This is a genomic window from Streptomyces sp. NPDC052687, from assembly GCF_040678395.1.
In the GTDB taxonomy this organism is placed as follows: domain Bacteria; phylum Actinomycetota; class Actinomycetes; order Streptomycetales; family Streptomycetaceae; genus Streptomyces.
The window spans coordinates 42,547-64,079 of the sequence record NZ_JBFATR010000040.1 but is presented as its reverse complement, the minus strand read 5'-3'; the positions used below and the strand labels follow the sequence as shown (position 1 = coordinate 64,079).

Sequence of the window (21,533 nt, the reverse complement as noted above, 5' to 3'; positions counted from 1 at the left end):
CGGGCCCCAACCGGGGCCGCGCGCCCGCCTCGGGCCCCGGCCCGCGGCGCCCGCTCACCTTCGGCAGCCGACAGCAGGTCCCTCCCGCCCTCGCCCGCCCGCGGAATCACGCGCTCCCGCCGCCCGGTTCACCCGTGCCAGGACCTCCACAACGCCGCGTACGCCCCGTCCGCGGCGACCAGTTCCGCGTGGCTGCCCAGTTCGCTGATGCGGCCGTTCTCGACGACGGCGATGACGTCGGCGTCGTGGGCGGTGTGCAGGCGGTGCGCGATGGCGACGACCGTACGGCCGTCGAGGACGCGGGCGAGGGAGCGTTCCAGGTGGCGGGCGGCGCGCGGGTCGAGCAGGGACGTGGCCTCGTCCAGCACCAGGGTGTGCGGGTCGGCGAGGACCAGCCGGGCCAGGGCGATCTGCTGGGCCTGCGCCGGGGTCAGCGCGAGCCCGCCCGAGCCGACCTCGGTGTCCAGGCCGTCGTCCAGGGCCCGCGCCCACCCGTCCGCGTCGACCGCGCCGAGCGCCGCCCACAGCTCGGCGTCCGTCGCGTCGGTCCGGGCGAGCAGCAGGTTGTCGCGCAGGGAGCCCACGAAGACGTGGTGCTCCTGGTTGACGAGGGCCACGTGGGAGCGGACGCGCTCGGCCGGCATCCGGGACAGTTCCGCGCCGCCGAGGGTGATCCGGCCGTCCCGGGGCGCGTAGATCCCGGCGAGCAGCCGGCCCAGCGTGGACTTGCCCGCGCCGGAGGGGCCGACGAGCGCCAGCCGGGTGCCGGGCGCCACCTTCAGGGACACCTCGCGCAGCACGTCCACGCCCTGGAGGTAGCCGAAGCGCACCTGGTCGGCGTGCACGTCACGGCCGTCCGGCAGGACCGAGGCGTCCCGGGCGTCCGGCTCGATGTCCCGCACCCCGACGAGCCGCGCCAGCGACACCTGGGCGATCTGGAGCTCGTCGTACCAGCGCAGGATCAGCCCCACCGGGTCGACCAGCATCTGGGCGATCAGCGCGCCCGTGGTGAGCTGCCCGACGTCGAGCCATCCCTGGAGCACGAACACTCCGCCGATCATGAGCACCGATCCGAGGACCGTCACGTGGGTGAGGTTGATGACCGGGAAGAGCACCGACCGCAGCCAGAGGGTGTAGCGCTCCCAGGCGGTCCATTCCCGGATCCGCCGCTCCGACAGTTCCACCCGCCGCCGGCGCAGCCGGTGGGCCTCGATGGTGTGCCCGGCGTCCACCGTCTCGGCGAGCGCGGCGGCCACGGCGGCGTACCCGGCGGACTCGGACCGGTAGGCGGAGGGCGCCCGGCGGAAGTACCAGCGGCAGCCGGCCACCAGCAGCGGCAGGGCGAGCAGCACCGCGGCGGCCAGCGGCGGCGCCGTCACGACGAGGCCGCCCAGCAGCAGCCCCACCCACACGACGCCGATCGCCAGCTGGGGCACGGCCTCACGCATCGCGTTGGCGAGCCGGTCGATGTCGGTGGTGATCCGGGAGAGCAGATCGCCGGTGCCGGCGCGCTCCAGCACGCCCGGCGGCAGCCCGACCGACCGGACGAGGAAGTCCTCGCGCAGGTCGGCCAGCATCCGCTCGCCGAGCATGGCCCCGCGCAGCCGCACCTGGTGGACGAACCCCGCCTGGACGACCAGGGCCACGACGAACAGCGTCGCCGTGAGGCCCAGACGCAGGTCCCGCTCGCCGTCCGACACCCGCTCGACGAGCCCGCCCAGCAGGTAGGGGCCCGCCATGGAGGCGATCACCGCGACGGTGTTCACGCCGATGAGGAGCAGGAAGGCACGGCGGTGCCGGCGGAACAGCTCGGCCACGTAGGCGCGTACGGTCGCCGGGGCGCCGACGGGCAGGGTGCTCGCCGTGGTCGGGGCCGCCGGGTCGTACTCCGGTGGCGCCACGCCGATCATGCGGTCTCCTCGATCTCTTCCAGCTCTTCCAGTTGGTTCAGTTCGCCGAGTCCACCGAGTTCGTGGAGTTTGCCGGCGGACTCAGTGGCCGGGGCACCAGCGGCCCCAGCCGCCTCGTCCTCGGTCTCGCGGGTCACCACCGCGCGGTACCGCGGCTCGTCGCGCACCAGCTCCCGGTGCGGCCCGACGGCCGCGACCTCGCCCTCGTGGACCAGCACCACCCGGTCCGCGCGGTCCAGCAGCAGCGGGGACGAGGTGAAGACGACCGTGGTGCGGCCGTCCCGCAGCCTGCGCAGCCCTTCCGCGATACGGGCCTCGGTGTGGGAGTCGACGGCGGAGGTCGGCTCGTCCAGCACCAGCACCTGCGGGTCCGTCAGCAGCGACCGGGCCAGGGCGAGCCGCTGCCGTTGGCCCCCCGACAGGGACCGGCCGCGTTCGGTGATCCGGGCGTCCAGCGGGTCCTCGATGCCGAGCGAGCTCTGGGCGAGCGACGCCAGTACGTCCTCGCACTGCGCCGCGGCCAGCGCGTCCTCGGTGCGCACGGCCCCCGAGGACGGCACGTCCAGCAGTTCCCGCAGCGTGCCGGAGAGCAGGACGGGGTCCTTGTCCTGGACGAGGACGGCCGTACGCGCGGTGTCGAGCGGCAGCTCGTCCAGCGGCACCCCGCCGAGCAGCACCGGTGTGCCCTCCTCGGAGGCGTGCCCGCCGAGGCGTTCCGCGAGCCGCCCCGCCGCGTCCGGGTCGCCGCACACCACGGCGGTCAGCCGGCCCGCGGGCGCGAGCAGCCCGGTGGCCGGGTCGTACAGATCGCCGGAGGGCAGGTCGGCGGCGCGCGTCCCGTCGGTGTCCGTGGCCCGCTCCAGCGACAGCACCCGCGCGGCCCGCCGGGCCGAGGGGCGCGAGAAGGAGTACGCCATGGCGATCTCCTCGAAGTGGCGGAGCGGGTAGGTCATGATCATGACGGAGCTGTAGACGGTGACCAGCTCGCCGATGGTGATCCGGCCCTCGCCGGCCAGGTGGACGCCGTACCAGACCACCGAGATCAGCAGCAGTCCGGGCAGTAGGACCTGGATCGCCGAGATCAGCGACCACATCCGGGCACTGCGCACGGCCGCGTGGCGGACCTCCTGGGAGGCGCGGCGGTAGCGGTCGAGGAACAGCTCCTCGCCGCCGATGCCGCGCAGCACCCGCAGACCGGCGACCGTGTCGGAGGCCAGCTCGGTGGCCCGGCCCGCCTTCTCGCGCTGGATGTCGGCACGCCGCGTCGCACGGGGCAGCAGCGGCAGCACCGCGAACGCGAGCACCGGCAGGCCGACGGCGACGACCACCCCGAGTGCGGGCTGGTAGACGACCAGGCCGACGGCGACCAGAACGACGGTGAGAGCGGCGGCGGTGAACCGGGAGACGGCCTCGACGAACCAGCCGATCTTCTCCACGTCGCCGGTGGACACGGCGACCACCTCACCGGCCGCGACCCGCCGGGTCAGTGCCGAGCCCAACTGCGCGGCCTTGCGGGCGAGCAGCTGCTGGACGCGGGCGGCCGCGGTGATCCAGTTGGTGACGGCGGCGCGGTGCAGGAAGGTGTCGCCGACCGCGACGCCGATCCCGCAGAGTGCCAGCAGCCCGCCTGCCAGGGCGAGCCGGGAGTCGGAGCGGTCGACGACAGCCTGCACGGCGAACCCGACGCAGAACGGCAGCGAGGACACGGACGCGAAGTGCAGCAGGCCCCAGGCCAGCGACTTCAGCTGGCCGCCCAGCTGGTTGCGGAAGAGCCACCACAGGAAGCGGGGGCCCGAGCGCGCGTCCGGCACACCCGGGTCGGGATACGGAAGGTCTTGGATCTGCATGACGTCCCAGCGGCTCGGTCAGGGATGAACGGCGGCAGCAAACCGTGACAGGTTCGCCGCGGGACATGGTCAATAGCAAACGGTTTTCCACGGGTCCGCACAGAACGGGCAAGCCTGGCCGGATGAACGCCGGCGCACGGCCGGGGGCGCCTCGTTGCGCGCCTCGACGGCAAGGTGAAGGGCCGTCAGTACGACCGTCTCGGCAACCTCCGCCTCGGCGGCGTCAAGATCTGCCGCACCTCGACGGTCCGCCTTCCGGTGAGGGCCGAGCCTTCAGCGGGGGTCAATCCGTCGGTGAGGGCGGGGCTGTGGGGGTGAGGACACGGTCGGGGGTGCCCGGCGGGCCGGGCGTGTCCGCGGCCTTCCCGCTCCCGTTCTCCGCTCTCCGTTCTCCACTCCCCGTTCTCCACTCCCCGTTCTCCACTCCCCGCTCCCCGTTCTCCGCACCCGTCCCGCGAAAGGTTTCAGCAACCGCGCTCGCCGGCCCCGTCCACCAGCGTGTCCAGCAACCCCTCCAGCACCGACCGCTGATCGTCCGTCAGCGGCGCTAGGATCTCCTGCGCCGCCGAGCGCCGCGCCCCGTGCAGCTCGCGCAGTGCCTCGCGGCCGTCGTCCGTGAGCTCTATGCGGATCACCCGGCGGTTCGCCGGATCCGGCACCCGGCGCACCTTCCCGCTCGCCTCCAGCCCGTCGACCAGCGTGGTCACGGCGCGCGGCACGACCTCCAGACGCTCGGCGAGGTCGGCCATACGGGGCGGCGAGCCGTAGTGCGCGAGGGTGCGCAGCAGGCGCGACTGGGCAGGAGTGATGCCCAGGCCGCGCTGCTCCAGATGGCGCTTCTGGATGCGGTGCACCCGGCGGGTGAGCCGCAGCAGCTGCTCGGCGAGCAGGCCCTCGGAATCTGGGGTGGTCATACGGGAACAATATCAGGACACCGTTCATTGTGAGTATAGGTAACAATGAGCTACGATCCTCAATCGTTCGCCCCGGCGGGCCGCACCGCCCCACCACCGCCACCCACCACCCGCCACCCGCCGCCCACCTCCCGTAGGAGCCATGCATCCCGACAACGAACCCCACTGGAGCCCGCCCGCCGACGCCAAGGAACAGCCCCGGCAGGTGCGCCGCATCCTCGCGCTCTTCCGCCCCTACCGCGGCCGGCTGACCGTCGTCGGCCTGCTCGTCGCGGCCTCCTCCGTGGTCTCGGTGGCCACGCCCTTCCTGCTCAAGGCGATCCTCGACGTCGCGATCCCCGAGCGGCGCACCGGCCTGCTCACCCTGCTCGCCCTCGGCATGATCCTCAGCGCCGTCCTCACCAGCGTCTTCGGTGTGCTCCAGACGCTGATCTCCACGACCGTCGGCCAGCGCGTCATGCACGATCTGCGCACCGCGGTCTACGGCCGCCTGCAGCGCATGTCGCTGGCGTTCTTCACGCGCACCCGCACGGGCGAGGTCCAGTCGCGCATCGCCAACGACATCGGCGGGATGCAGGCCACCGTCACCTCCACCGCGACCTCGCTGGTGTCCAACCTCACCGGTGTCACGGCGACGATCGTCGCCATGCTCGCCCTCGACTGGCGGCTGACGGTCGTCTCACTGCTCCTGCTGCCGGTCTTCGTCTGGATCAGCCGCCGGGTGGGCAACGAACGCCGCAGGATCACCACCCAGCGCCAGAAGCAGATGGCGACCATGGCCGCCACGGTCACCGAGTCCCTCTCGGTCAGCGGCATCCTGCTCGGCCGCACCATGGGCCGTGCCGAGTCGCTGACGAAGACGTTCGCTGACGAGTCCGAGCGCCTGGTCGAACTGGAGGTGCGCTCCAACATGGCGGGCCGCTGGCGGATGGCGGTCATCACCATCGTCATGGCCGCGCTGCCTGCCGTCATCTACTGGACGGCCGGCCTCGCCCTCGCCCTCGGCGGCCCGGACGTCTCGCTCGGCACGATCGTCGCCTTCGTCTCGCTCCAGCAGGGCCTGTTCCGCCCGACGGTGAGCCTGCTCGGCACCGGCGTCCAGATCCAGACCTCGCTCGCGCTCTTCCAGCGCATCTTCGAATACCTCGACCTGCCGATAGACATCATCGAGCGGGACCGCCCGATCCGCCTCGACAAGGTCAGGGGCGAGGTCCGCTTCGAGAACGTCGAGTTCCGCTACGACGACGAGGGTGCCCCCGTGCTCGACGGCATCGACCTCACCGTCCCGGCGGGCGGCAGCCTCGCCATCGTCGGACCGACCGGCGCCGGCAAGTCCACGCTGGGCTATCTCGTGCCGCGGCTGTACGACGTCACGGGCGGCCGGGTCACCCTGGACGGCGTCGACGTGCGCGACCTGGACTTCGACACCCTCGCCCGCGCGGTCGGCGTCGTCTCCCAGGAGACGTACCTCTTCCACGCGACCGTCGCCGAGAACCTGCGCTTCGCCAAGCCCGACGCCACCGACGGGGAACTGCACGCGGCGGCCCGCGCCGCCCAGATCCACGATCACATCGCCGCCCTGCCCGACGGGTACGACACCGTGGTCGGCGAGCGCGGCCACCGCTTCTCCGGCGGCGAGAAGCAGCGCCTGGCCATCGCCCGGACCATCCTGCGCGACCCGCCGGTGCTGATCCTCGACGAGGCGACCAGCGCCCTGGACACCGGGACCGAGCACGCGGTGCAGCAGGCGATCGACGCGCTCTCGGCGGGCCGCACCACCCTCACCATCGCCCACCGGCTGTCGACCGTCCGGGGCGCCGACCAGATCGTGGTCCTCGACTCCGGCCGCGCGGTCGAACGGGGTACGCACGAGGAGCTGCTGGCGCTCCGGGGCCGCTACGCCGCACTGGTCCGCCGTGACGCGCAACTGGAACCGTCACGGGCGCGATGACGGGCGACGGAAGCCGACAAGATGAAAATATGCCGGGTTTGTGACGATATGCGGGTTACCGTGCCCGCATGCAGACGAACACTCCGTCACGGAGCACGATCCGACTGACGCGCCGAGGCCGTATGGCCCTCATCGCGACCGGAGCCGTCGTGGCCGGCACCGCCGTGGCGGTGCCGCTGCTGACCCTCCAGGACGAGGAGGAGAAGAAGCCCGCCTCCCTGGTCATCCCCGAGGGCTGGCGCGCCGCCCAGGTCTACGAGGCCGTCGACAAGGCCCTGGAACTGCCCGCGGGCACCACCAGGAAGTCCCTGGCCAAGGCCAACCTCAAGCTGCCGCTCGACGCCGAGGGCAACCCGGAGGGCTACCTCTTCCCGGCGACGTATCCCCTGGCCGAGGGCACCACCCCCGAGGGGCTGCTGACGGCGATGGTCGACACCGCGAACAAGAAGTTCAACGGCGCCCCGATCGCCGCCGGCGCCCAGCGCAACGCCATGAACGTCTACCAGGCCGTCACCATCGCCAGCATCGTCCAGGCCGAGGCCGCCACCAAGGAGGACATGGGCAAGGTGGCCCGGGTGATCTTCAACCGGCTGGAGCGCGGTATGCCGCTGCAGATGGACTCCACCATCAACTACGCGCTGAACCGGGCCACCCTGAAGACCACCCTGGACGACACCCGCATCGACAGCCCCTACAACTCCTACCAGCGCATGGGCCTGCCGCCCACGCCGATCGACAACCCGGGCGAGGAGGCGGTGCGTGCCGCGATCAGCCCGACGCCGGGCGACTGGCTGTACTTCGTCACGGTCAAGCCGGGCGACACCCGCTTCACCGCCGACTACGCCGAGCACCAGCGCAACGTCGCCGAGTTCAACGCCCAGCAGAAGAGTCAGAGCCAGAGCCAGAGCCCGGTGCGCTGACGCGGCGGGACATCACGCCGCGGCGACCGGCTCCCCGGCCAGCAGCCGCCTGATGTCCCGCACGGCCGCGCGCCCCGCCCGGTTGGCGCCGATGGTGCTCGCCGACGGCCCGTACCCCACCAGATGAATACGCGGATCGGCGACCGCGCGCGTGCCCTCCAGCCGGATGCCACCGCCCGGCTCACGCAGCCGCAGCGGCGCGAGATGGTCGATCGCGGGACGGAACCCGGTCGCCCACAGGATGACGTCCGCCTCCACCTGCCGCCCGTCCGCCCAGGCCACCCCGTCGGGAGTGATCCGCTCGAACATCGGCTGCCGGTCCAGAACGCCGTCCGCCAGCCCCTGCCGGATCGCGTCGGTCAGCGGCAGCCCGGTGACCGACACCACGCTCCGCGGCGGCAGCCCCCGCCGCACCCGCTCCTCCACCAGCGCGACCGCCGCGCGGCCCGCGTTCTCGTCGAACGGCCCCTCCCGGTAGACCGGCGGCCGACGCGTCACCCACGTGGTGGACGCCGCGTACGGCGCGATCTCCAGCAGATGCTGCGTCCCCGAGGCACCGCCGCCCACCACGATCACCCGCAGCCCCGCGAACTCCTCCGGCCCCGGATACTGAGCGGTGTGCAACTGCCGCCCGCGGAACGTCTCCTGGCCCGGGTAGCGCGGCCAGAAGGGGCGGTCCCAGGTGCCGGTCGCGTTGATCAGGGCCCGGGTCGCCCAGGTCCCCACCGAGGACTCCACCAGCAGCCGCCCGCCCGGCCCCTCCCGCACGGCGCGCACGTCCACGGGCCGCCGCACCCGCAGATCGAACGTCAGCTCGTACGTCGCGAAGTACTCGCCGATCACCTCGGCCGACGGCCGCCCGGCGTCCGCGTCCGTCAGTTCCATGCCCGGCAGCGCGTGCATCCCGTGCACCTTGCCGTACGTCAGTGAGGGCCACCGGAACTGCCACGCCCCGCCCGGACCGGGGGAGTGGTCCAGCACCACGAAGTCGCGGTCCGGCTCGAACCCGGACCGGCGCAGATGGAAGGCGCCGGCCAGACCGGCCTGACCGGCGCCTATGACGACTACCTCGACCTCGCGCGTGCTGTCCACGCCGCTGTCAACACCACCGAGGACACGGATCTTCCCGCAGCTCTGCCCGCTGGTCTCCCCGCAGCTCTGCCCGCAACTGTTCCCACTGCTTTCCCCGCAGGCCTTCCCGCGCCGCTCCCCGGCACGAACGCCCGGTGCGCCCGGCCGCGGGCCCGATGGGACAGGATGGGGACCATGTCAGACGCGTTCACCACCCGAGTGCTGCACATCACCTCCGGCTCCGAGGAGACCGTCGTCGACCTCACCCGCGACTGCGAGGCCTTCCTCGGCGAGGCGGCCGCCGGACGCGACGGTCTCCTCAACGTCTTCGTCCCGCACGCCACCGCCGGCATCGCCATCATCGAGACGGGCGCGGGCAGCGACGACGACCTGCTCACCGCCCTGCACACCCTCCTGCCCGCCGACGACCGCTGGCAGCACCGCCACGGCAGCCCCGGCCACGGCCGCGACCACGTCCTGCCCGCCATCGTGCCGCCGCACGCCACCCTGCCCGTACTCAACGGGCGACTGGAGCTGGGCACCTGGCAGTCGGTGTGCCTGGTCGACACCAACCGGGACAACCCGAACCGCCAGGTACGCCTCAGCTTCCTCGCCGGCTCATGAGATCCCCGTCATGAGATCCCGGTCATGAGGTCCGGCTCATGAGATTCGACCCATGACATGCGGATCATGGAACCGGACTCGTGAAACCGGACGCGTGACAGCTGTACGCCCGCGGCCCGGCGTCACACCCGTGGCCGCGGCAGCGCCTCCAGCGCCTCGGTCAGCCCCGCCGGGTCGGTGCCCAGCTTGCGGTAGACGGCGGAGAGAAGCTGGCGCACCCCCTGCTCGGTGAGGTGCAGCTCCTTGGCGACCACCGCGGTGGCGTGCCCCTGCGAGGTCAGCTCCGCGGCCCGGCGCTCGTGCGCGGTGAGGGTGTCCGTCTGCGCGTACCGCAGCGGCAGCGGACGCAGCCCGGCCGTCGACAACTCCTCCCTCGCCCGCGCGGCCAGCGCCTCCGCACCGCAGTGCACGGCGACCTCCAGGCCCTGGTACAGCCGGTCGGCGGCGTCGTGCAGCCGCCCTTCACGGGACAGCGCGGCGCCGTGCCCGACGAGCGCGCGGGCCAGCTCGTACGCCGACGGCGCCTGCTCCAGATGCTCCACGGCCTCCTCGTACAGCTCCAGCGCCGCCCGTCCGCCGGTCACCTCCGCCTCGGCGCGCAGCGCCTGCCCGATCACCGACGCCGCACCGAAGTCCCGCGCGTGCGCCACGGCCTCCCGGGCGACCCGCACGGCCCGCTCCGGCGCGGTCCGCGCGAACGCGGCGGACAGATCCAGCCGCCACGGACACCAGGAGGGGTTGCGCCAGTCACGGCCGTCGAGCCAGTCTCCGACACGGGTCAGAAGCTGGGCGGCCTCCGCCCTCCGGTTCTCGGCCAGCAGCAGTTCGGCGTAGACCGTGCGCGGATCCGGGTAGATGACGGCACTCGGCACCACCCGGCCGTAGCCGGCGTGTTCGTCGGCGACCCTGCGGGCGCCGACGACCCGTCCCCGAGCCAGAAGGGTCTGGATCAGGACGCCGACGGCGAACCACTGAGCGGGCACGGCACCTTCGACGCGCTCGGCGGTCCGCAGGCCCTGACGCACCCAGTGCTCCGCCTCGATGAGGTTGCCCCGGCGGTAGCGGATGTACCCGAACAGGGTCTGTCCGAGGGCCAGGTGGGAGCCGCGCCAGCCCTTCGACTCGCACTCGGCCATGCCCTTGGTGAACAGCTCCTCGGCCCGCCGAGGCTGGTCGCAGTACATGAACGCCAAGGCGACCGACACCGGTACCTCGAAGCCCCGGTTCTCGTCGGTCCAGCTCATTCCGCCCCGCAGGGCGTTCTCGGCATGGCGGAGGACGTCGCGCCGCGGCTCGCCGCGCAGCAGCGAGTCCCAGGCCCGCAGGCCCAGGATCCAGCGTTCCTCCGGGTTGCGGCCGGACAGCCGGTCCGCCAGCCGCGTCAGCCTGCGGGAGCGAGCCGCCGAGTCGGCTTCTTCGGTGCTGGACATGCTCCACGCGAAATGGTCCGCCTGCATCCGCAACCGGATCCGCGGATGGCTGGACTTCTGCGCCTCGTCCGCCGCCACGGCCGCGGCCTCGGGCATGCGGTCCGTGTGGGCCAGTGCCTGGGTCAGCCGGTAGACGATGGACGCCCGCAGATCCGGGTCGAGGCCGGGTTCCGCCAGCGCCTCGCGCAGATGACTGACCGTGGCCGTCGGCTCGATCAGGAAGGTCGCACCGGCCAGTTCGTGGAGGAGCCCGGCGCGCTGCTCGGGGAGAGGCGGCTCCTGGAGCGCCCGGGTGAGCAGCTTGCGGGCGGCCTCCGGTGCTCCGGCGCGGAGGTATTCGTACGCGGCCTCCCGGAGGCTTTCGACCGCCTCCGGCTTGCCCTCGCAGGGCACCTCCAGCAAATGGCGGGCCGCGGCGGCCGGGCCGTACCCCGCGGCGCGGATGGCCACCGCCGCCGAGTTGTGAAAGCCGCTGCGGTAGTGCGCCGGGATGGAACGGTAGATCGTCGTGGCGATGATCGGATGCGCGAAGTCGAGTTCGCCGCCGGGCGCCTCGCCCTCGGCCAGGATCCGTGCCCCGCGCAGTTTCTCGACGGCCTCAGCGGCGGCCTGGCTGCCGACCGCCGCGAGGGTGGTGGCGATGTCGGGCCGGAACGGGGATCCGAGTACGGCCGCGGCGTAGGTGAAGCGGACCGTGGTCGTGCCGAGCCGTTGCAGACGGTCCAGCAGGCCCGGGCCCTTGACCGCGGCGGCGAGGTCCCGCATAACCGGCAGGTCCTCCCGGGTGCCCTGCAGTTTCCGTTCGGCGAGCCCGATGGCCAGCTCGACCGTCTCGAACGGGCTGCCGCCGGTGGCCGAGTAGCACTCCGCGCAGAACGCGTCCTCCGCTTGCTCGCCCACTTCCTCCCGCACGATGTGCGCCACGGCCTCGGCGCTGAGCGGGGAGAGCGCGTACGGGCGGCTCCCGTGATCCTCGATCAGTGCACGGAACTCCGAGGCCTCGTGCGGAAGTTCGGCGGGCCGGTAGGCGGCGATGATCAGCAGCGGAAGGTCCGCGACGCGCGGGGCGAAAGAGGTGAGCCAGCTCAGCGACTCCAGGTCCACCCAGTGGAGGTCGTCGAGGAGCAGGACGAGCGGGGCCTTCTTCACCGACAGGCGGGTCATCACCCAGTCGAGCCCGTCGCGCACACCGGTCGGGTCCGGCAGCCCGTTGTCCGTCGCCTCCAGACCCAGGGCGGTGGCGACGATCGGGTACCAGCTGCCCAGGACCGCGCGCAGCTCCGGTGGGTCCAGCTTCGCCAGCACGGGCTGGACCAGCTGGCGGACCAGGCGGAAGGCGAGATCCTGTTCCGTCTCGCTGCCGCGGCCCGAGAGCACGGTGAATCCCTGTTGTGCGGCCCGCTCCCGGGCAACGGAGAGCAGAGCCGTCTTCCCCAGCCCGCCGGGACCGGTGAAGGCCAGCAGCCCGCCCCGGCTGGGTGTGACGCCCTCCGCCGGAGACCGCAGCTGGGACAAGGCGGCCTCGAGCGCGTCGAGTTCCCTCTGGCGTTCGAACAACGGCCGCGGATGGGTGATCGGTTGCCGTGACACAGGCGCCATGTGCCTTACCGCTTCCTGTCGCTGGTCCTCGCAGGAAGGGAGAGCGTACGCCCCTAGGGCCACCCGATTGGCCGTATTGCGGCACGATGACGACAAGGATGAGTGAACCAAGCGGACGAGTGGTTTGACGGACCGTCCGTCTGGTAAGGAGATATGACTGGCCCTCAGGTGAGGGCCAGTCGCCGTGGTGGGTCAGAGGAGCACGGGCGTCGTGGTCGCCTCCGCGTAGCGCGGCACGGTGCGGGACCAGTAGTAGCACCCCCGTATCCAGCCGATCATGCCCTCCACATAGCCGATGCCGGCTGGACTCAGCTCCGGCCGCAACTCCGCGTAGAGCTGCTCGAACTCGCCGATCGTGCTGTTGATCTGCCGGATGGCCCGGGTGACGGCCGCCGGCAGCGAGCAGCGGTGCTCATGCCCGTGCGCGAGGGCCAGGTTGATCATCCCGCCCGCCCGCTGCTCCTTCACCGTGGAGAAGAGATCGGGAATCCATACGGCGGCATCGGCGGACAGCCGCTCCAGACGCCGCATGAGGGGGTTGTGCAGCTCGGCCGGGCTCAGTTCCGCGGGCTGCGCCGCCTCGCACAGCGGGTAGAACGGTTCGACGCCCGCCGTGAGCGAACGGATCGACGTGCACAGCTTGATCCGCACCGGAGCAGAGCGGGTCTGTGCCACCGCCTCGTACAGCAGACCGTGCACGTACTCCCGGCTTTTCCAGGCCCAGCGGGCGGCCTGAGCCGGTGTGCACCGCTCCTTCACCTGTTGGTACAGGTTGGTCAGGGCCACGCCCAGAGGGGTGCTGGGTGCCGCGTCGTCGCGCAGGATCGCGATGCTCTCGCACAGCATCGGCAGCAACCGGTCCGGTCGGCTGCGGCCCACCTCCTCCGCCCTGTCGTCGTAGACGAATTGATAGGCGATCTGGTTGGCCACGATCTGGAGAATTCCGTAATCCATGGCCGGGCTGTTGAAGGAGGCGAGTTCGGCGGGGCGGGTGTACGCGATCATCTCCGGAACGCCCGGTTCATCCAGCAGGCCGACCTCCCGCAGCCATTTCTCCACCCCCGCCGACGCCTCCGCCTCATGCCGGTTCCGCTGAAACGGAAAGGGCATGTACAGCTGCGCGTCGATCAGCTCCTTCAGGCTGGAACTGCGAATTCCGCCCTGCCGGGGAACCGTCATTTCCTCATGCGTCGTCGACACCGGTCTCACCTGCCGTTCGGGAGTGCGGTACGCGGATCGTCGTACGGTGCGTGGTGCCGACCCGCTCGCGCGTTCGCGGTTCGCAGGTCATGCGGAGGGTCCGCGGCCCCAGGGTGACCGCGGGCCGGGTGTCCCGGGAGGTGCCGGGGCGGTGGGCCAGCCGCCAGCGGGCGGCGATGGCCGCCAGCGCCAGCGTCGCCTCCGTCATGGCGAAGCCGTCGCCCAGGCACTTGCGGCTGCCCGCCGCGAAGGGCACCAGGGCGTGGTCCCGCGCGGCGGCGGTCCCGCCCGGCAGCCAGCGGTCGGGGAGGAAGCGCTCGGGATCGGGGAAGGACGCGGGGTCGTGATGCAGCAGGTACGGGCTGTACAGCACCGTGGTCCCACGGGGGATACGGCGGCCCGCCAGCTCCGTGTCGCGGGTGGTGACCCGGGTGAAGAGCCAGCCGGGCGGGGAGTGGCGCAGCGTCTCGGTGACGACCGCGCGGGTGTAGTCGAGCCGGGGCAGATCGCCGGGTCCCGGCCGGCGCCCGTCGGCGAGCACCGTGTCGAGCTCGGCGTGCAGCCGCCCCTCGGCCTCCGGGTCGCGGCCCAGCAGGCTGAACGCCGAGGCCAGGCACAGGGCGGTGGTCTCGACGCCGGTGAGCAGCAGGGTGATCAGCTGGTCGTGGACCTCCCGGTCGGTGACGGCGCCGTCCTCGTCGCTCGCGGCGGCCAGCAGCGTCCCCAGGAGATCGTCTCGGTGGGCGCCCCGGCGCCGCTCGGCGACGGCCGCGGCCACGATCGCGTGCAGCCGGTCGGTCGCGCGCCGGTAGCGGCGGTTCGCGGGTGCCGGGAACGCGAAGACCGCGTCGACCGGCACGATCGTACGGAGGAACAGGCCGCGCACGACATCGGCGAGGCAGCGCCGCACCTCCGCGTGGGTCGCCGCGTCCAGGGAGTCGGAGAACAGCACCCGGCTCATCACGCGCGCCGTCACCGTCATCATGGCCGCGCTGACGTCGACCTCCTGCCCGGCCCGCCAGGTGGCGGCCACCGACGCGGCCTCCTCGCCCATCAGGTCCGCGTGGCCGGCCACGCTGGAGGGGCGGAAGGCGGGCTGGAGCAGCCGGCGCTGCCGGCGGTGCCGGTCGTGCGGGCAGGTCACGACGCCGTCGCCCATCAGAGAGCGGAGCCTGTCGTACAGCGTGCCGCCCTTGTCGAACGTCTGCGCGTCCAACAGCATCCGGTGCACCAGCTCCGGATGACACACGACCCAGGCGCGCTGCGGGCCCAGCCGCACCTCCACCAGATCCCCGCGCGCCGGCAAAGAATTCAAAAACGCCAGCGGGCGGCGGAACAAGGCGATACCGTGGCCGAGCAGAGGGAATGCGCCGGGGGCACATTCCACTGTCCATGCCTGTTCAGGTTCCTTGACGGAACCGCTCATCGGTTACCCCCGCCTCAGTCGAAACACGGAATTCGGTGATCACTCACCGAACGGGCACTTGAATCATGTACTGCCCAGTTCAACCTGATGGCGGATTGCGGAATCCTTTTTCTACGGGGGCGCACGGGAGCACGGCGAAGCACGCCAGGCATATGCGCGGACGTCACGGAACACACAGGCCGCACATATCGGTGGGTCAGGCCTCTCCCGCGCCGGTGCCGAGCCACTCCCGGAACCAGTCGCCGGCGGCCCCGGCCACCTCCTCCAGCGCACCCGGCTCCGGGAACAGGTGCGTGGCCCCCGGCACGACATGGATCCGGTGCGGCGCCGACAGACGCTCCGCGGCCTCCTCGTTGAGCCCCAGCACCAGCTCGTCCGCGCCGCCCACGATCAGCAGCACCGGCGCCGCCACCTCCGGCAGCCGGTCACCGGCCAGGTCCGGCCGCCCGCCCCTGGAGACCACCGCGTACACCCGCCCGGGCCGCTTCGCCGCGGCCACCAGCGCGGCGGCGGCCCCGGTGCTTGCACCGAACAGGCCCACCGGCAGAGCCCGCGTCCCCTGCTGCCGCTCCAGCCAGTCCACCGTGTCCACCAGCCGCCGGGCGAGCAGACCGATGTCGAAGCGGTGCCGCCCCGAGACGGCGTCGTCAAGCTCCTCGCGCTCGCTCAGCAGGTCCAGCAGCAGCGTGCCCAGGCCCACGCGGTTCAGTTCGGCGGCCACCGCGCGGTTGCGCGGACTGTGCCGGGAACTGCCGCTGCCGTGCGCGAACAGCACCACCCCCTCAGCGCCGGAGGGCATCGTCAGGTCACCCGCCAGTGCCACCCCGTGCGCCGGTACCGACACCGGCTCGGAGGTCATCCGTCTCACCTCCGGCTCCGCGCCCTCGCCGTCCGTCAGCGCTCCCGCTCGTCCGCCGGCTCCTCGACGCCGGTCAGCGGCTCCCCGCTCGCCGTCCCGCCGGCCGGGCCGTAGCCCTCGGCCGCGCTCGCCGTGCCCGGCACCACCCGCTCACGGGCCTGACTCTCCTGCCCGGAGTGGGCCCCCGGCTCCTCCTCGTCCCCGGCGCGCGCGTATCCCCGCTGCCACTCGGCGCCCTCGGCCTCCGTCCCGGCCTCCGAGCCCTCGGCCTCCGATGGCCGGTCCGAGCGCTCGACTCCCCGCTGCCGCTCCGTGTCCTCGCCGGGCGGTGCCTGCGTCACGTCCTCGACGTCGTCCTCCCGCTCGCCCTCCGCCTGGGAGGGCGTCGTACGCGGCGGGTCGTAGGAGGTACCGGTGACGTCGTCGCGTTCACCCTCGGCCTGGGACGGTGTCTGCTCGCTCATGCTCATCCTGTGCCTCCCGACGTCCGGTCGGTCCCCCCGTGTACCCGGTCCGGCCCGGCCCCATGCGAGGTCCGCGCGCCCGGTGGCCCACCCTCGGCGGCCACATGCGAGGTGACCGAACCACCCTTCACCCGTTACAGAGGGTGATGGTGGGCGATCGCCGGCGAACTGGCCGCCGCCGCCCACCGCTTCGTGCTCTGCGACATCGACGGCACGGCTCTCCGCCGTATGGCCGACATACTCGGCCCCCGCCTCCGCTACGTCACCGCGGACGTCACCGACGCTCAGATCCCTGGGCGTCTGGTCACCGAGGCCACGCACCACCACGGACGCGTCGACGTATGGGTCAACAACGCCGGCATCCTCCCCACCGGAGAACTGACCGACCAAACGCCCTCACTGCTGGACCACACCATCGCGGTGAACCTCACGGCTCTGTGCCATGGCAGCCAGGCGCCGCCCTCACCGAATGTACGAACAGGGCACCGGGCACCTCGTCAACATCGCCAGCGCCAGTGCCGTCATGGCCATGGCGGGCATGGCCGCCTACAGCGCCACCAAAGCCGGGGTCCTCGCCCTGTCCGAAGCCCTGCGCCGTGAGGCCAGCCCCCACGGCGTGCACGTCAGTGCCGTCCTGCCCGCGCTCGTCGACACACGGCTCGCACACGGCATCCGCCTGCCCTGCCGCCTCACGCCCCAGCCGCCGACCGCCGTCGCCGGCGCGGTCCTCGAGCTCCTCGAACACCCGGCGCCACGCCGGTACGTCCCCCGCTGGCTCGGGTGGGTCCTGCCCTGGACCGGTCTCCTGCCCACCCGGCTGCTCGACCACGCCGACGACCTCTTGCGCACCGATGCCATCGGCTGCGTTCCGGTACCCGGTCAGCGCTCCGTCTACGAGGCAGTCCTAACCGCGACAGGCGGTCTCCTCGGCAGGCGGCCGACTGACGCGCGCGGGGCCGACTGACGCGCGGGTGGCATGACTGAGGCGGCTTGGCGGCATGAGTGAGGCGGCTGCCGATGCCGGACAGCCGCCTCACTCCGTGGTCGCTCCCGCCCGCTCAGGCGCGGGTGATGTTCTGCGCCTGCGGGCCCTTCTGGCCCTGCCCGATGTCGAAGGTGACGTGTTCACCTTCGGTCAGTTCCCGGTAGCCGTTGCCGTTGATCTGGGAGTAGTGGGCGAAGATGTCCGGGCCTCCGCCGTCCTGGGCGATGAAGCCGAAGCCTTTTTCGGAGTTGAACCACTTCACGGTGCCGCTGGCCATACTGATCGATCTTTCGTTCATGCCGGGAACATCCCCATTGCCGGGGTTGCTCCGGCTCGCGCGACCGCACGAGCCATCAGCCGTTGTACCCCCGGTCGCCTCGTTTATCCGATCGACGACACGCCAGATGAGCCGGTCGCTCGTCCACCGGTGCGGGTCTCCGGTGTCGAGGGACCGCCGGGGAGGTCGGAAAGGGCGATGCGGGCGGTGACGCGCTTGCCCACCGGGTCGCGACGCGTTTCGACGCTCTGGGCGACGGCCATGACGATCTCCAGGCCGTGCTGGCCGACGCGGTCGGCGTCGGCGGCCCGGGCGACGGGCAGGGCGGGGCCGGAGTCCCATACCTGCACCTCGACCGCCGCGCCGATGACGCACAGGCTCAGCAGGATCGGACCGGGGGCGTACTTGTGCGCGTTGGTGACCAGCTCGCTGACCACGAGCCGGGTGACGTCGAGGGCGCGTTGCGAGACGGGCAGGCCATGGTCGGCCTGCATCTGTGTGAGGAAGCCGGCGGCCAGCCGGCGGGCCTTGGCGATCACGGTGCCGTCCCCGTCCAGCGCCACCCGCAGTGGTCGCCCGTACGGCGTGGTGTCGTCCTGGCTCACGGTCACTGATCCCATCACAGTCGCCTCCACCCCTGGCGCGTACCCCTGCGAAGGTGGACAACGCCTCGGAATCCTCGGCCGGCCGGCGACCGGGCGTCCCAGCGGAGGCATCGGGACGGCATCGAGGCATCGGGACGGCATCGAGACACCGGGACGGCGTCGGGACATCGGGGCGGCAGGGGAACGGCATCGGGGCGGTGATTCCGGGACGGGGCTGTTGTGTGCCACTATCACCGCCATGGGTGAGAACCGAATGGCGGACGCCGAACACGCCGCGCAGCACGGAAGGCTGTCGGCGGTGGTCACCGAAACCGGCGGCATCCGCGTGGTGGCTCTGGCCGGCGAGATCGACCACCACACCGCAGGCACCCTCCGTGAGGCCCTGGACGCCGCCGGCGAGCCCCGTCCCCGTGTCGTGGCCGACATGGGACAGGTCACCTTCATGGACTCCAGCGGCATCAACGTCCTCATCACCGCGCACGGGGCCCTCGGCGAGGCCGGCGGCTGGCTGCGCCTCGCGGCACCGACGGAGACCGTGAAGCGCACCCTGAACATCGTCGGCGTCGACGCCTTCATCGACTGCCGCGAATCCCTCAGTCACGCCCTCGACGACTGAACTGCCGCACGCTCACCGCCCCGCACCCTCACCGCCCGGGCCGCCGGCCGCCGTTCCGTGTCGGGCGGCTGTTCGGTCACGGGATCGGCTGTGCGAGACGGCACCGCCGCGACGGGCGCTTCCGGATAGCGGCCCTGCGGCAGGGTAGGCGAAAGGCCGCACGCGTTGGGGAAGGGGGCAGAATGGTCCGCACGCCCGAGCCGGTGGACGCCGTGGACGCCGCTGAGCGCGTGGCGGAGGCCATGATCCAGCTCTGGCGGCAGGCGCACCTGGAGATCGCACCGGATGTGTCGGACCAGCAGATGCGTACGCTGCTCGTCCTGGAGGCAGGGGCGCGCAATCTGACCGGTCTGGCGAGGGAGATGGGAGTCGGCCCGTCGTCGGCCACCCGCTTGTGCGACCGGCTGGGCCAGCGGGGACTCATCGAACGCGTCAGCGCCGGCCGGCAGGTGTCGATCCGGCTCAGCCGGACCGGCGAGCGGCTGCTGGAGGCGACCCGCAGGCACCGCCGTCTGTTGCTGCGACGGGCTCTTGCCGCCACCGGCACCGACCAGGCCGTCCTCCATGACGCCCTGGGGCAGCTGTGCGATCTCTTCGCGGCGCCGGACCTCACGGCGCCGGACTCGGCGTCCCCGGCTGTACCCGAGGGGCCGGAGCGCCCGCCGCGGTGACCGCCCGGCCCCGGCCCCGGCCCGGCCACCGGCCCCAAGGCGCGGACAGGACGCGCCGGACAACCGCCTTCGAAATGCTCGAAAGCGGGTGAAGCGACCTCGGAGGGTAACCCGAAGGTGACTGTTGTCGTTTGACAACAATGGTCGTGAGGCAACAAAGTTAGCGGTGTCGGATGTGCGCGGGGAAGGACCTGGAATGCTCCGGTGGGCGGAGGTCGCTCCGTGTGCTGGTCGTGCCCGGCACGGGGTGACGGCGGGGCGGGAGCCGCGAAGGCGGGCTCAGGCGGTCCGGCTTCCGGAGTCCGGTTCCTCGCCGTGTATCTGTGCCGCCGCCGCGGCGCAGAACGCCTCCAGGCCCTCCAGCAGCGCGGTCCGCTTGGCGGCGGGCATGTCCGCCAGAACCTTCCGCAGTTCCCGTTCCCTGCGGGTGCGCAGGTCCGCGAGGAACGCCCGGCCGCGGCTGCTCAGACGCAGCCGTACCTCACGCCGGTCCTGCGGACTCGCCTCTCGCTCGACGAAGCCGGCCGCCTGCAGCCTGTCGCACAGCCGGCTGGTGGACGGGGGCGTGGAGGCGAGGAGCTCGGTGAGCGTACGCAGGTTGACGCCGTCGTGGTGCTCCAGGATGTGCAGAACGCGCAACTGGGACGCGGAGGTGGGGGCGGTGGAGGTCCGGCCCCATACGACCTCCAGCAGCTCGACTGCCGTGGTGGTCACACGTGCGACCTCTTCGGGCTCAGGGCGGCGGCGGAAGGCAGTCACTGTCACACTCTCGCAGGCACTGGGGTGGCTGTCAGCGTACTAGGCGCACAGGCCGACCACGGCTGCGCGAAAGATTGGTGTATCTCCCATAGTGAACAGATTCGAGGTCGCTGAACGCGCTCTGCGCAGGGCGGCACCCCACGAGTTGCTCGAAGCCGTCCGGGCCGTACTGATGGAGCAGTACGCCGCGGAAGACGTCGAGCTGTTCATGGCCGACTACGGGCTGACGGTCCTCCAGCCCGTGTCCGTGCTGCCGCACACCCTGGAGCCGGTGTCGGTGCACACCAGCCCGGCCGGCCGGGCCTTCGGGGCGCAGCGGCCCCACCGTGAGGATCTGCCGGGCGGGCGGGTGCGGCTGCACCTGCCGGTGAGCGTGCGGGGCGACCGGCTGGGCGTGCTGTCCGTGACCCTGCCCGAGGAGAGCGCCGTATCCGGCTGTGAGCCGGAACTCGCCGACGTGGCCGAGGTGCTCGGTCACGAGGTGGTCGTCGCCGAGCGGGACACCGACATCTACCTCCAGGCGCGCCGCAAGGACCGGCTCACCCTGGCCGCCGAGATGCAGTGGCAGCTGCTGCCCGGCCGGTCCTGCTCGCGGCCCGAGTACGACCTCGGTGCCCAGCTGGAGCCGGCGTACGCGATCTTCGGCGACAACTTCGACTGGTCCGCGACCGCCGACCGGCTGATGCTGTACGTCACCAACGGCATGGGCGAGGGCATAGAGGCCTCCCTGCTGACGAACCTGGCCATCAACGCGCTGCGCAACGCCCGCCGGGCCGGTATCTCCATCGCGGACCAGGCGGCCCTGGCCGACCAGGCGGTGTACGCCCACTACCGGGGACGCTGCTATCTGTCCATTTTGATGCTCGACTTCGACCTGGAGACCGGCCGGGCGAAGGTCGTGGACGCCGGCTCGCCCCAGCTGCTGCGGCTGCGTGACGGCGTCGTGGAGCGGATCGCCTTCGACGCGCAGCTGCCCTTGGGTATGTTCGAGGAGACCGACTACGTTGCACAGGACTTCCGGGTGGAGCCGGGGGACCGGCTGATCTTCGTCAGTGACGGAGTTCACGCGGTCGCGTCACCCAGGGGAGAAGCCTATGGTGAGGCGGCGCTCGCCCGGGCCATCCAGTCGACCCGGCTGCTGCCCGCGGCCGAGGTCCCGCGGGCCGTCCTGCGGGAGCTGACCGGCCACCGCGGCGAGGCGATGCCCGAGGACGACGCCCTGGTCGTGTGCCTGGACTGGCGCGGCAGGCCGCAGACCGATGACCGCGGTTGGGGGGGATTGTGACGATCGCGTGTTGTTCCGCGTACTGCCGCGCGCTAACGTTTGTCATGAAGCAATAATTGCTTGATGGTTTGCTGTCTCGGCAGGCCGTGAGGCTCGCAACAGGGAGACGGTGCAGGTGCA

General features: G+C 72.0%; 18 protein-coding genes and 2 pseudogenes. 8 read left to right on the top strand and 12 right to left on the bottom strand.

All coding sequences use genetic code 11. From position 1 onward, the window contains the following. Positions 1-128: 128 nt before the first annotated feature. Positions 129-1,910 (bottom strand): ABC transporter ATP-binding protein, encoded by a 1,782-nt coding sequence (locus AB0K92_RS25975; protein WP_365926639.1) that lies wholly within the window; start codon positions 1,908-1,910, stop codon positions 129-131. Continuing rightward, entirely contained in the window at positions 1,907-3,757 is a 1,851-nt protein-coding gene (locus AB0K92_RS25970; RefSeq protein WP_365926637.1) for an ABC transporter ATP-binding protein, read from the bottom strand. The genes AB0K92_RS25975 and AB0K92_RS25970 overlap by 4 nt, the downstream gene beginning before the upstream one ends. Positions 3,758-3,904: 147 nt before the next feature. Here AB0K92_RS25970 and AB0K92_RS25965 point away from each other — a divergent pair. Then, positions 3,905-4,003: pseudogene (locus AB0K92_RS25965) on the top strand (peptide-N4-asparagine amidase); the annotation flags it as partial. Positions 4,004-4,221: 218 nt separating this feature from the next. Here AB0K92_RS25965 and AB0K92_RS25960 read toward each other — a convergent pair. Next, entirely contained in the window at positions 4,222-4,671 is a 450-nt protein-coding gene (locus tag AB0K92_RS25960; protein ID WP_365926635.1) for a MarR family transcriptional regulator, read from the bottom strand. A 142-nt stretch (positions 4,672-4,813) separates the two neighbouring features. Between AB0K92_RS25960 and AB0K92_RS25955 the strand changes: the two genes are divergently transcribed. Continuing rightward, on the top strand, positions 4,814-6,622 hold the full coding sequence (locus AB0K92_RS25955; RefSeq protein WP_365926633.1) for an ABC transporter ATP-binding protein: 1,809 nt from the start codon (positions 4,814-4,816) through the stop codon (positions 6,620-6,622). Positions 6,623-6,690: 68 nt separating this feature from the next. Then, positions 6,691-7,542 carry an endolytic transglycosylase MltG gene (gene mltG / locus AB0K92_RS25950; RefSeq protein ID WP_365926631.1) on the top strand — a complete coding sequence of 284 codons (852 nt, stop codon included), beginning with the start codon at positions 6,691-6,693 and terminating at the stop codon, positions 7,540-7,542. A gap of 12 nt (positions 7,543-7,554) precedes the next feature. Here the strand turns inward: mltG and AB0K92_RS25945 are convergent, their stop codons facing one another. Then, the gene (locus AB0K92_RS25945) at positions 7,555-8,634 is read right to left on the bottom strand and encodes an NAD(P)-binding domain-containing protein (RefSeq protein ID WP_365926629.1); all 1,080 of its coding nucleotides are present in this window, start codon (positions 8,632-8,634) and stop codon (positions 7,555-7,557) included. A 174-nt stretch (positions 8,635-8,808) separates the two neighbouring features. Between AB0K92_RS25945 and AB0K92_RS25940 the strand changes: the two genes are divergently transcribed. Next, positions 8,809-9,237 carry a secondary thiamine-phosphate synthase enzyme YjbQ gene (locus AB0K92_RS25940; protein ID WP_165995981.1) on the top strand — a complete coding sequence of 143 codons (429 nt, stop codon included), beginning with the start codon at positions 8,809-8,811 and terminating at the stop codon, positions 9,235-9,237. A gap of 122 nt (positions 9,238-9,359) precedes the next feature. On the opposite strand, the gene AB0K92_RS25935 is transcribed toward AB0K92_RS25940, so the two are convergent. The 5 genes from AB0K92_RS25935 to AB0K92_RS25915 form a co-directional block, all read right to left on the bottom strand. Then, a complete protein-coding gene (locus tag AB0K92_RS25935; RefSeq protein ID WP_365926627.1) occupies positions 9,360-12,266 on the bottom strand; it encodes an AAA family ATPase in 2,907 nt (968 codons plus the stop codon). A 192-nt stretch (positions 12,267-12,458) separates the two neighbouring features. After that, positions 12,459-13,466: a (-)-alpha-amorphene synthase gene (locus AB0K92_RS25930; RefSeq protein ID WP_365926625.1), complete on the bottom strand. Its 1,008-nt coding sequence runs from the start codon at positions 13,464-13,466 to the stop codon at positions 12,459-12,461. Next, on the bottom strand, positions 13,450-14,892 hold the full coding sequence (locus tag AB0K92_RS25925; protein ID WP_365926623.1) for a cytochrome P450: 1,443 nt from the start codon (positions 14,890-14,892) through the stop codon (positions 13,450-13,452). The genes AB0K92_RS25930 and AB0K92_RS25925 overlap by 17 nt, the downstream gene beginning before the upstream one ends. Positions 14,893-15,088: 196 nt before the next feature. Then, positions 15,089-15,751, bottom strand: coding sequence for a dienelactone hydrolase family protein (locus tag AB0K92_RS25920; protein ID WP_365926621.1), 663 nt, complete (start codon positions 15,749-15,751; stop codon positions 15,089-15,091). Between the two features lie 35 nt (positions 15,752-15,786). After that, positions 15,787-16,215: a hypothetical protein gene (locus AB0K92_RS25915; RefSeq protein ID WP_365926619.1), complete on the bottom strand. Its 429-nt coding sequence runs from the start codon at positions 16,213-16,215 to the stop codon at positions 15,787-15,789. Positions 16,216-16,371: 156 nt separating this feature from the next. Between AB0K92_RS25915 and AB0K92_RS25910 the strand changes: the two are divergent. Then, positions 16,372-17,157: pseudogene (locus AB0K92_RS25910) on the top strand (SDR family NAD(P)-dependent oxidoreductase); the annotation flags it as partial. A gap of 116 nt (positions 17,158-17,273) precedes the next feature. Here AB0K92_RS25910 and AB0K92_RS25905 read toward each other — a convergent pair. After that, entirely contained in the window at positions 17,274-17,477 is a 204-nt protein-coding gene (locus tag AB0K92_RS25905) for a cold-shock protein (protein WP_165995972.1), read from the bottom strand. A gap of 104 nt (positions 17,478-17,581) precedes the next feature. Beyond that, complete coding sequence (locus AB0K92_RS25900; RefSeq protein ID WP_365926617.1) at positions 17,582-18,097, bottom strand: ATP-binding protein; 516 nt, start codon at positions 18,095-18,097, stop codon at positions 17,582-17,584. A 223-nt stretch (positions 18,098-18,320) separates the two neighbouring features. Between AB0K92_RS25900 and AB0K92_RS25895 the strand changes: the two genes are divergently transcribed. Further along, the gene (locus AB0K92_RS25895) at positions 18,321-18,698 is read left to right on the top strand and encodes an STAS domain-containing protein (RefSeq protein WP_365926615.1); all 378 of its coding nucleotides are present in this window, start codon (positions 18,321-18,323) and stop codon (positions 18,696-18,698) included. A 182-nt stretch (positions 18,699-18,880) separates the two neighbouring features. Next, a complete protein-coding gene (locus tag AB0K92_RS25890; RefSeq protein WP_365926613.1) occupies positions 18,881-19,369 on the top strand; it encodes a MarR family transcriptional regulator in 489 nt (162 codons plus the stop codon). 279 nt (positions 19,370-19,648) lie between these two features. Here AB0K92_RS25890 and AB0K92_RS25885 read toward each other — a convergent pair whose 3' ends face one another. After that, positions 19,649-20,083 carry a MarR family transcriptional regulator gene (locus tag AB0K92_RS25885; protein WP_365926611.1) on the bottom strand — a complete coding sequence of 145 codons (435 nt, stop codon included), beginning with the start codon at positions 20,081-20,083 and terminating at the stop codon, positions 19,649-19,651. A gap of 136 nt (positions 20,084-20,219) precedes the next feature. Here AB0K92_RS25885 and AB0K92_RS25880 point away from each other — a divergent pair, with 136 nt between their 5' ends. Continuing rightward, a complete protein-coding gene (locus AB0K92_RS25880) occupies positions 20,220-21,413 on the top strand; it encodes a PP2C family protein-serine/threonine phosphatase (protein ID WP_365926609.1) in 1,194 nt (397 codons plus the stop codon). The last annotated feature ends 120 nt before the right edge of the window (positions 21,414-21,533 follow it).

What these genes read in the sequence shown, in the direction of transcription:
- AB0K92_RS25970 (WP_365926637.1), bottom strand. Translation starts at nt 3,757, where the DNA reads ATGCAGATCCAAGACCTTCCGTATCCCGACCCGGGTGTGCCGGACGCG.
- AB0K92_RS25895 (WP_365926615.1), top strand. Translation starts at nt 18,321, where the DNA reads ATGGGTGAGAACCGAATGGCGGACGCCGAACACGCCGCGCAGCACGGA.
- AB0K92_RS25915 (WP_365926619.1), bottom strand. Translation starts at nt 16,215, where the DNA reads ATGAGCGAGCAGACACCGTCCCAGGCCGAGGGTGAACGCGACGACGTC.
- AB0K92_RS25955 (WP_365926633.1), top strand. Translation starts at nt 4,814, where the DNA reads ATGCATCCCGACAACGAACCCCACTGGAGCCCGCCCGCCGACGCCAAG.
- AB0K92_RS25900 (WP_365926617.1), bottom strand. Translation starts at nt 18,097, where the DNA reads ATGGGATCAGTGACCGTGAGCCAGGACGACACCACGCCGTACGGGCGA.
- AB0K92_RS25935 (WP_365926627.1), bottom strand. Translation starts at nt 12,266, where the DNA reads ATGGCGCCTGTGTCACGGCAACCGATCACCCATCCGCGGCCGTTGTTC.
- AB0K92_RS25940 (WP_165995981.1), top strand. Translation starts at nt 8,809, where the DNA reads ATGTCAGACGCGTTCACCACCCGAGTGCTGCACATCACCTCCGGCTCC.
- AB0K92_RS25975 (WP_365926639.1), bottom strand. Translation starts at nt 1,910, where the DNA reads ATGATCGGCGTGGCGCCACCGGAGTACGACCCGGCGGCCCCGACCACG.
- AB0K92_RS25920 (WP_365926621.1), bottom strand. Translation starts at nt 15,751, where the DNA reads ATGACCTCCGAGCCGGTGTCGGTACCGGCGCACGGGGTGGCACTGGCG.
- AB0K92_RS25890 (WP_365926613.1), top strand. Translation starts at nt 18,881, where the DNA reads ATGGTCCGCACGCCCGAGCCGGTGGACGCCGTGGACGCCGCTGAGCGC.
- AB0K92_RS25925 (WP_365926623.1), bottom strand. Translation starts at nt 14,892, where the DNA reads ATGAGCGGTTCCGTCAAGGAACCTGAACAGGCATGGACAGTGGAATGT.
- mltG (WP_365926631.1), top strand. Translation starts at nt 6,691, where the DNA reads ATGCAGACGAACACTCCGTCACGGAGCACGATCCGACTGACGCGCCGA.
- AB0K92_RS25960 (WP_365926635.1), bottom strand. Translation starts at nt 4,671, where the DNA reads ATGACCACCCCAGATTCCGAGGGCCTGCTCGCCGAGCAGCTGCTGCGG.
- AB0K92_RS25905 (WP_165995972.1), bottom strand. Translation starts at nt 17,477, where the DNA reads ATGGCCAGCGGCACCGTGAAGTGGTTCAACTCCGAAAAAGGCTTCGGC.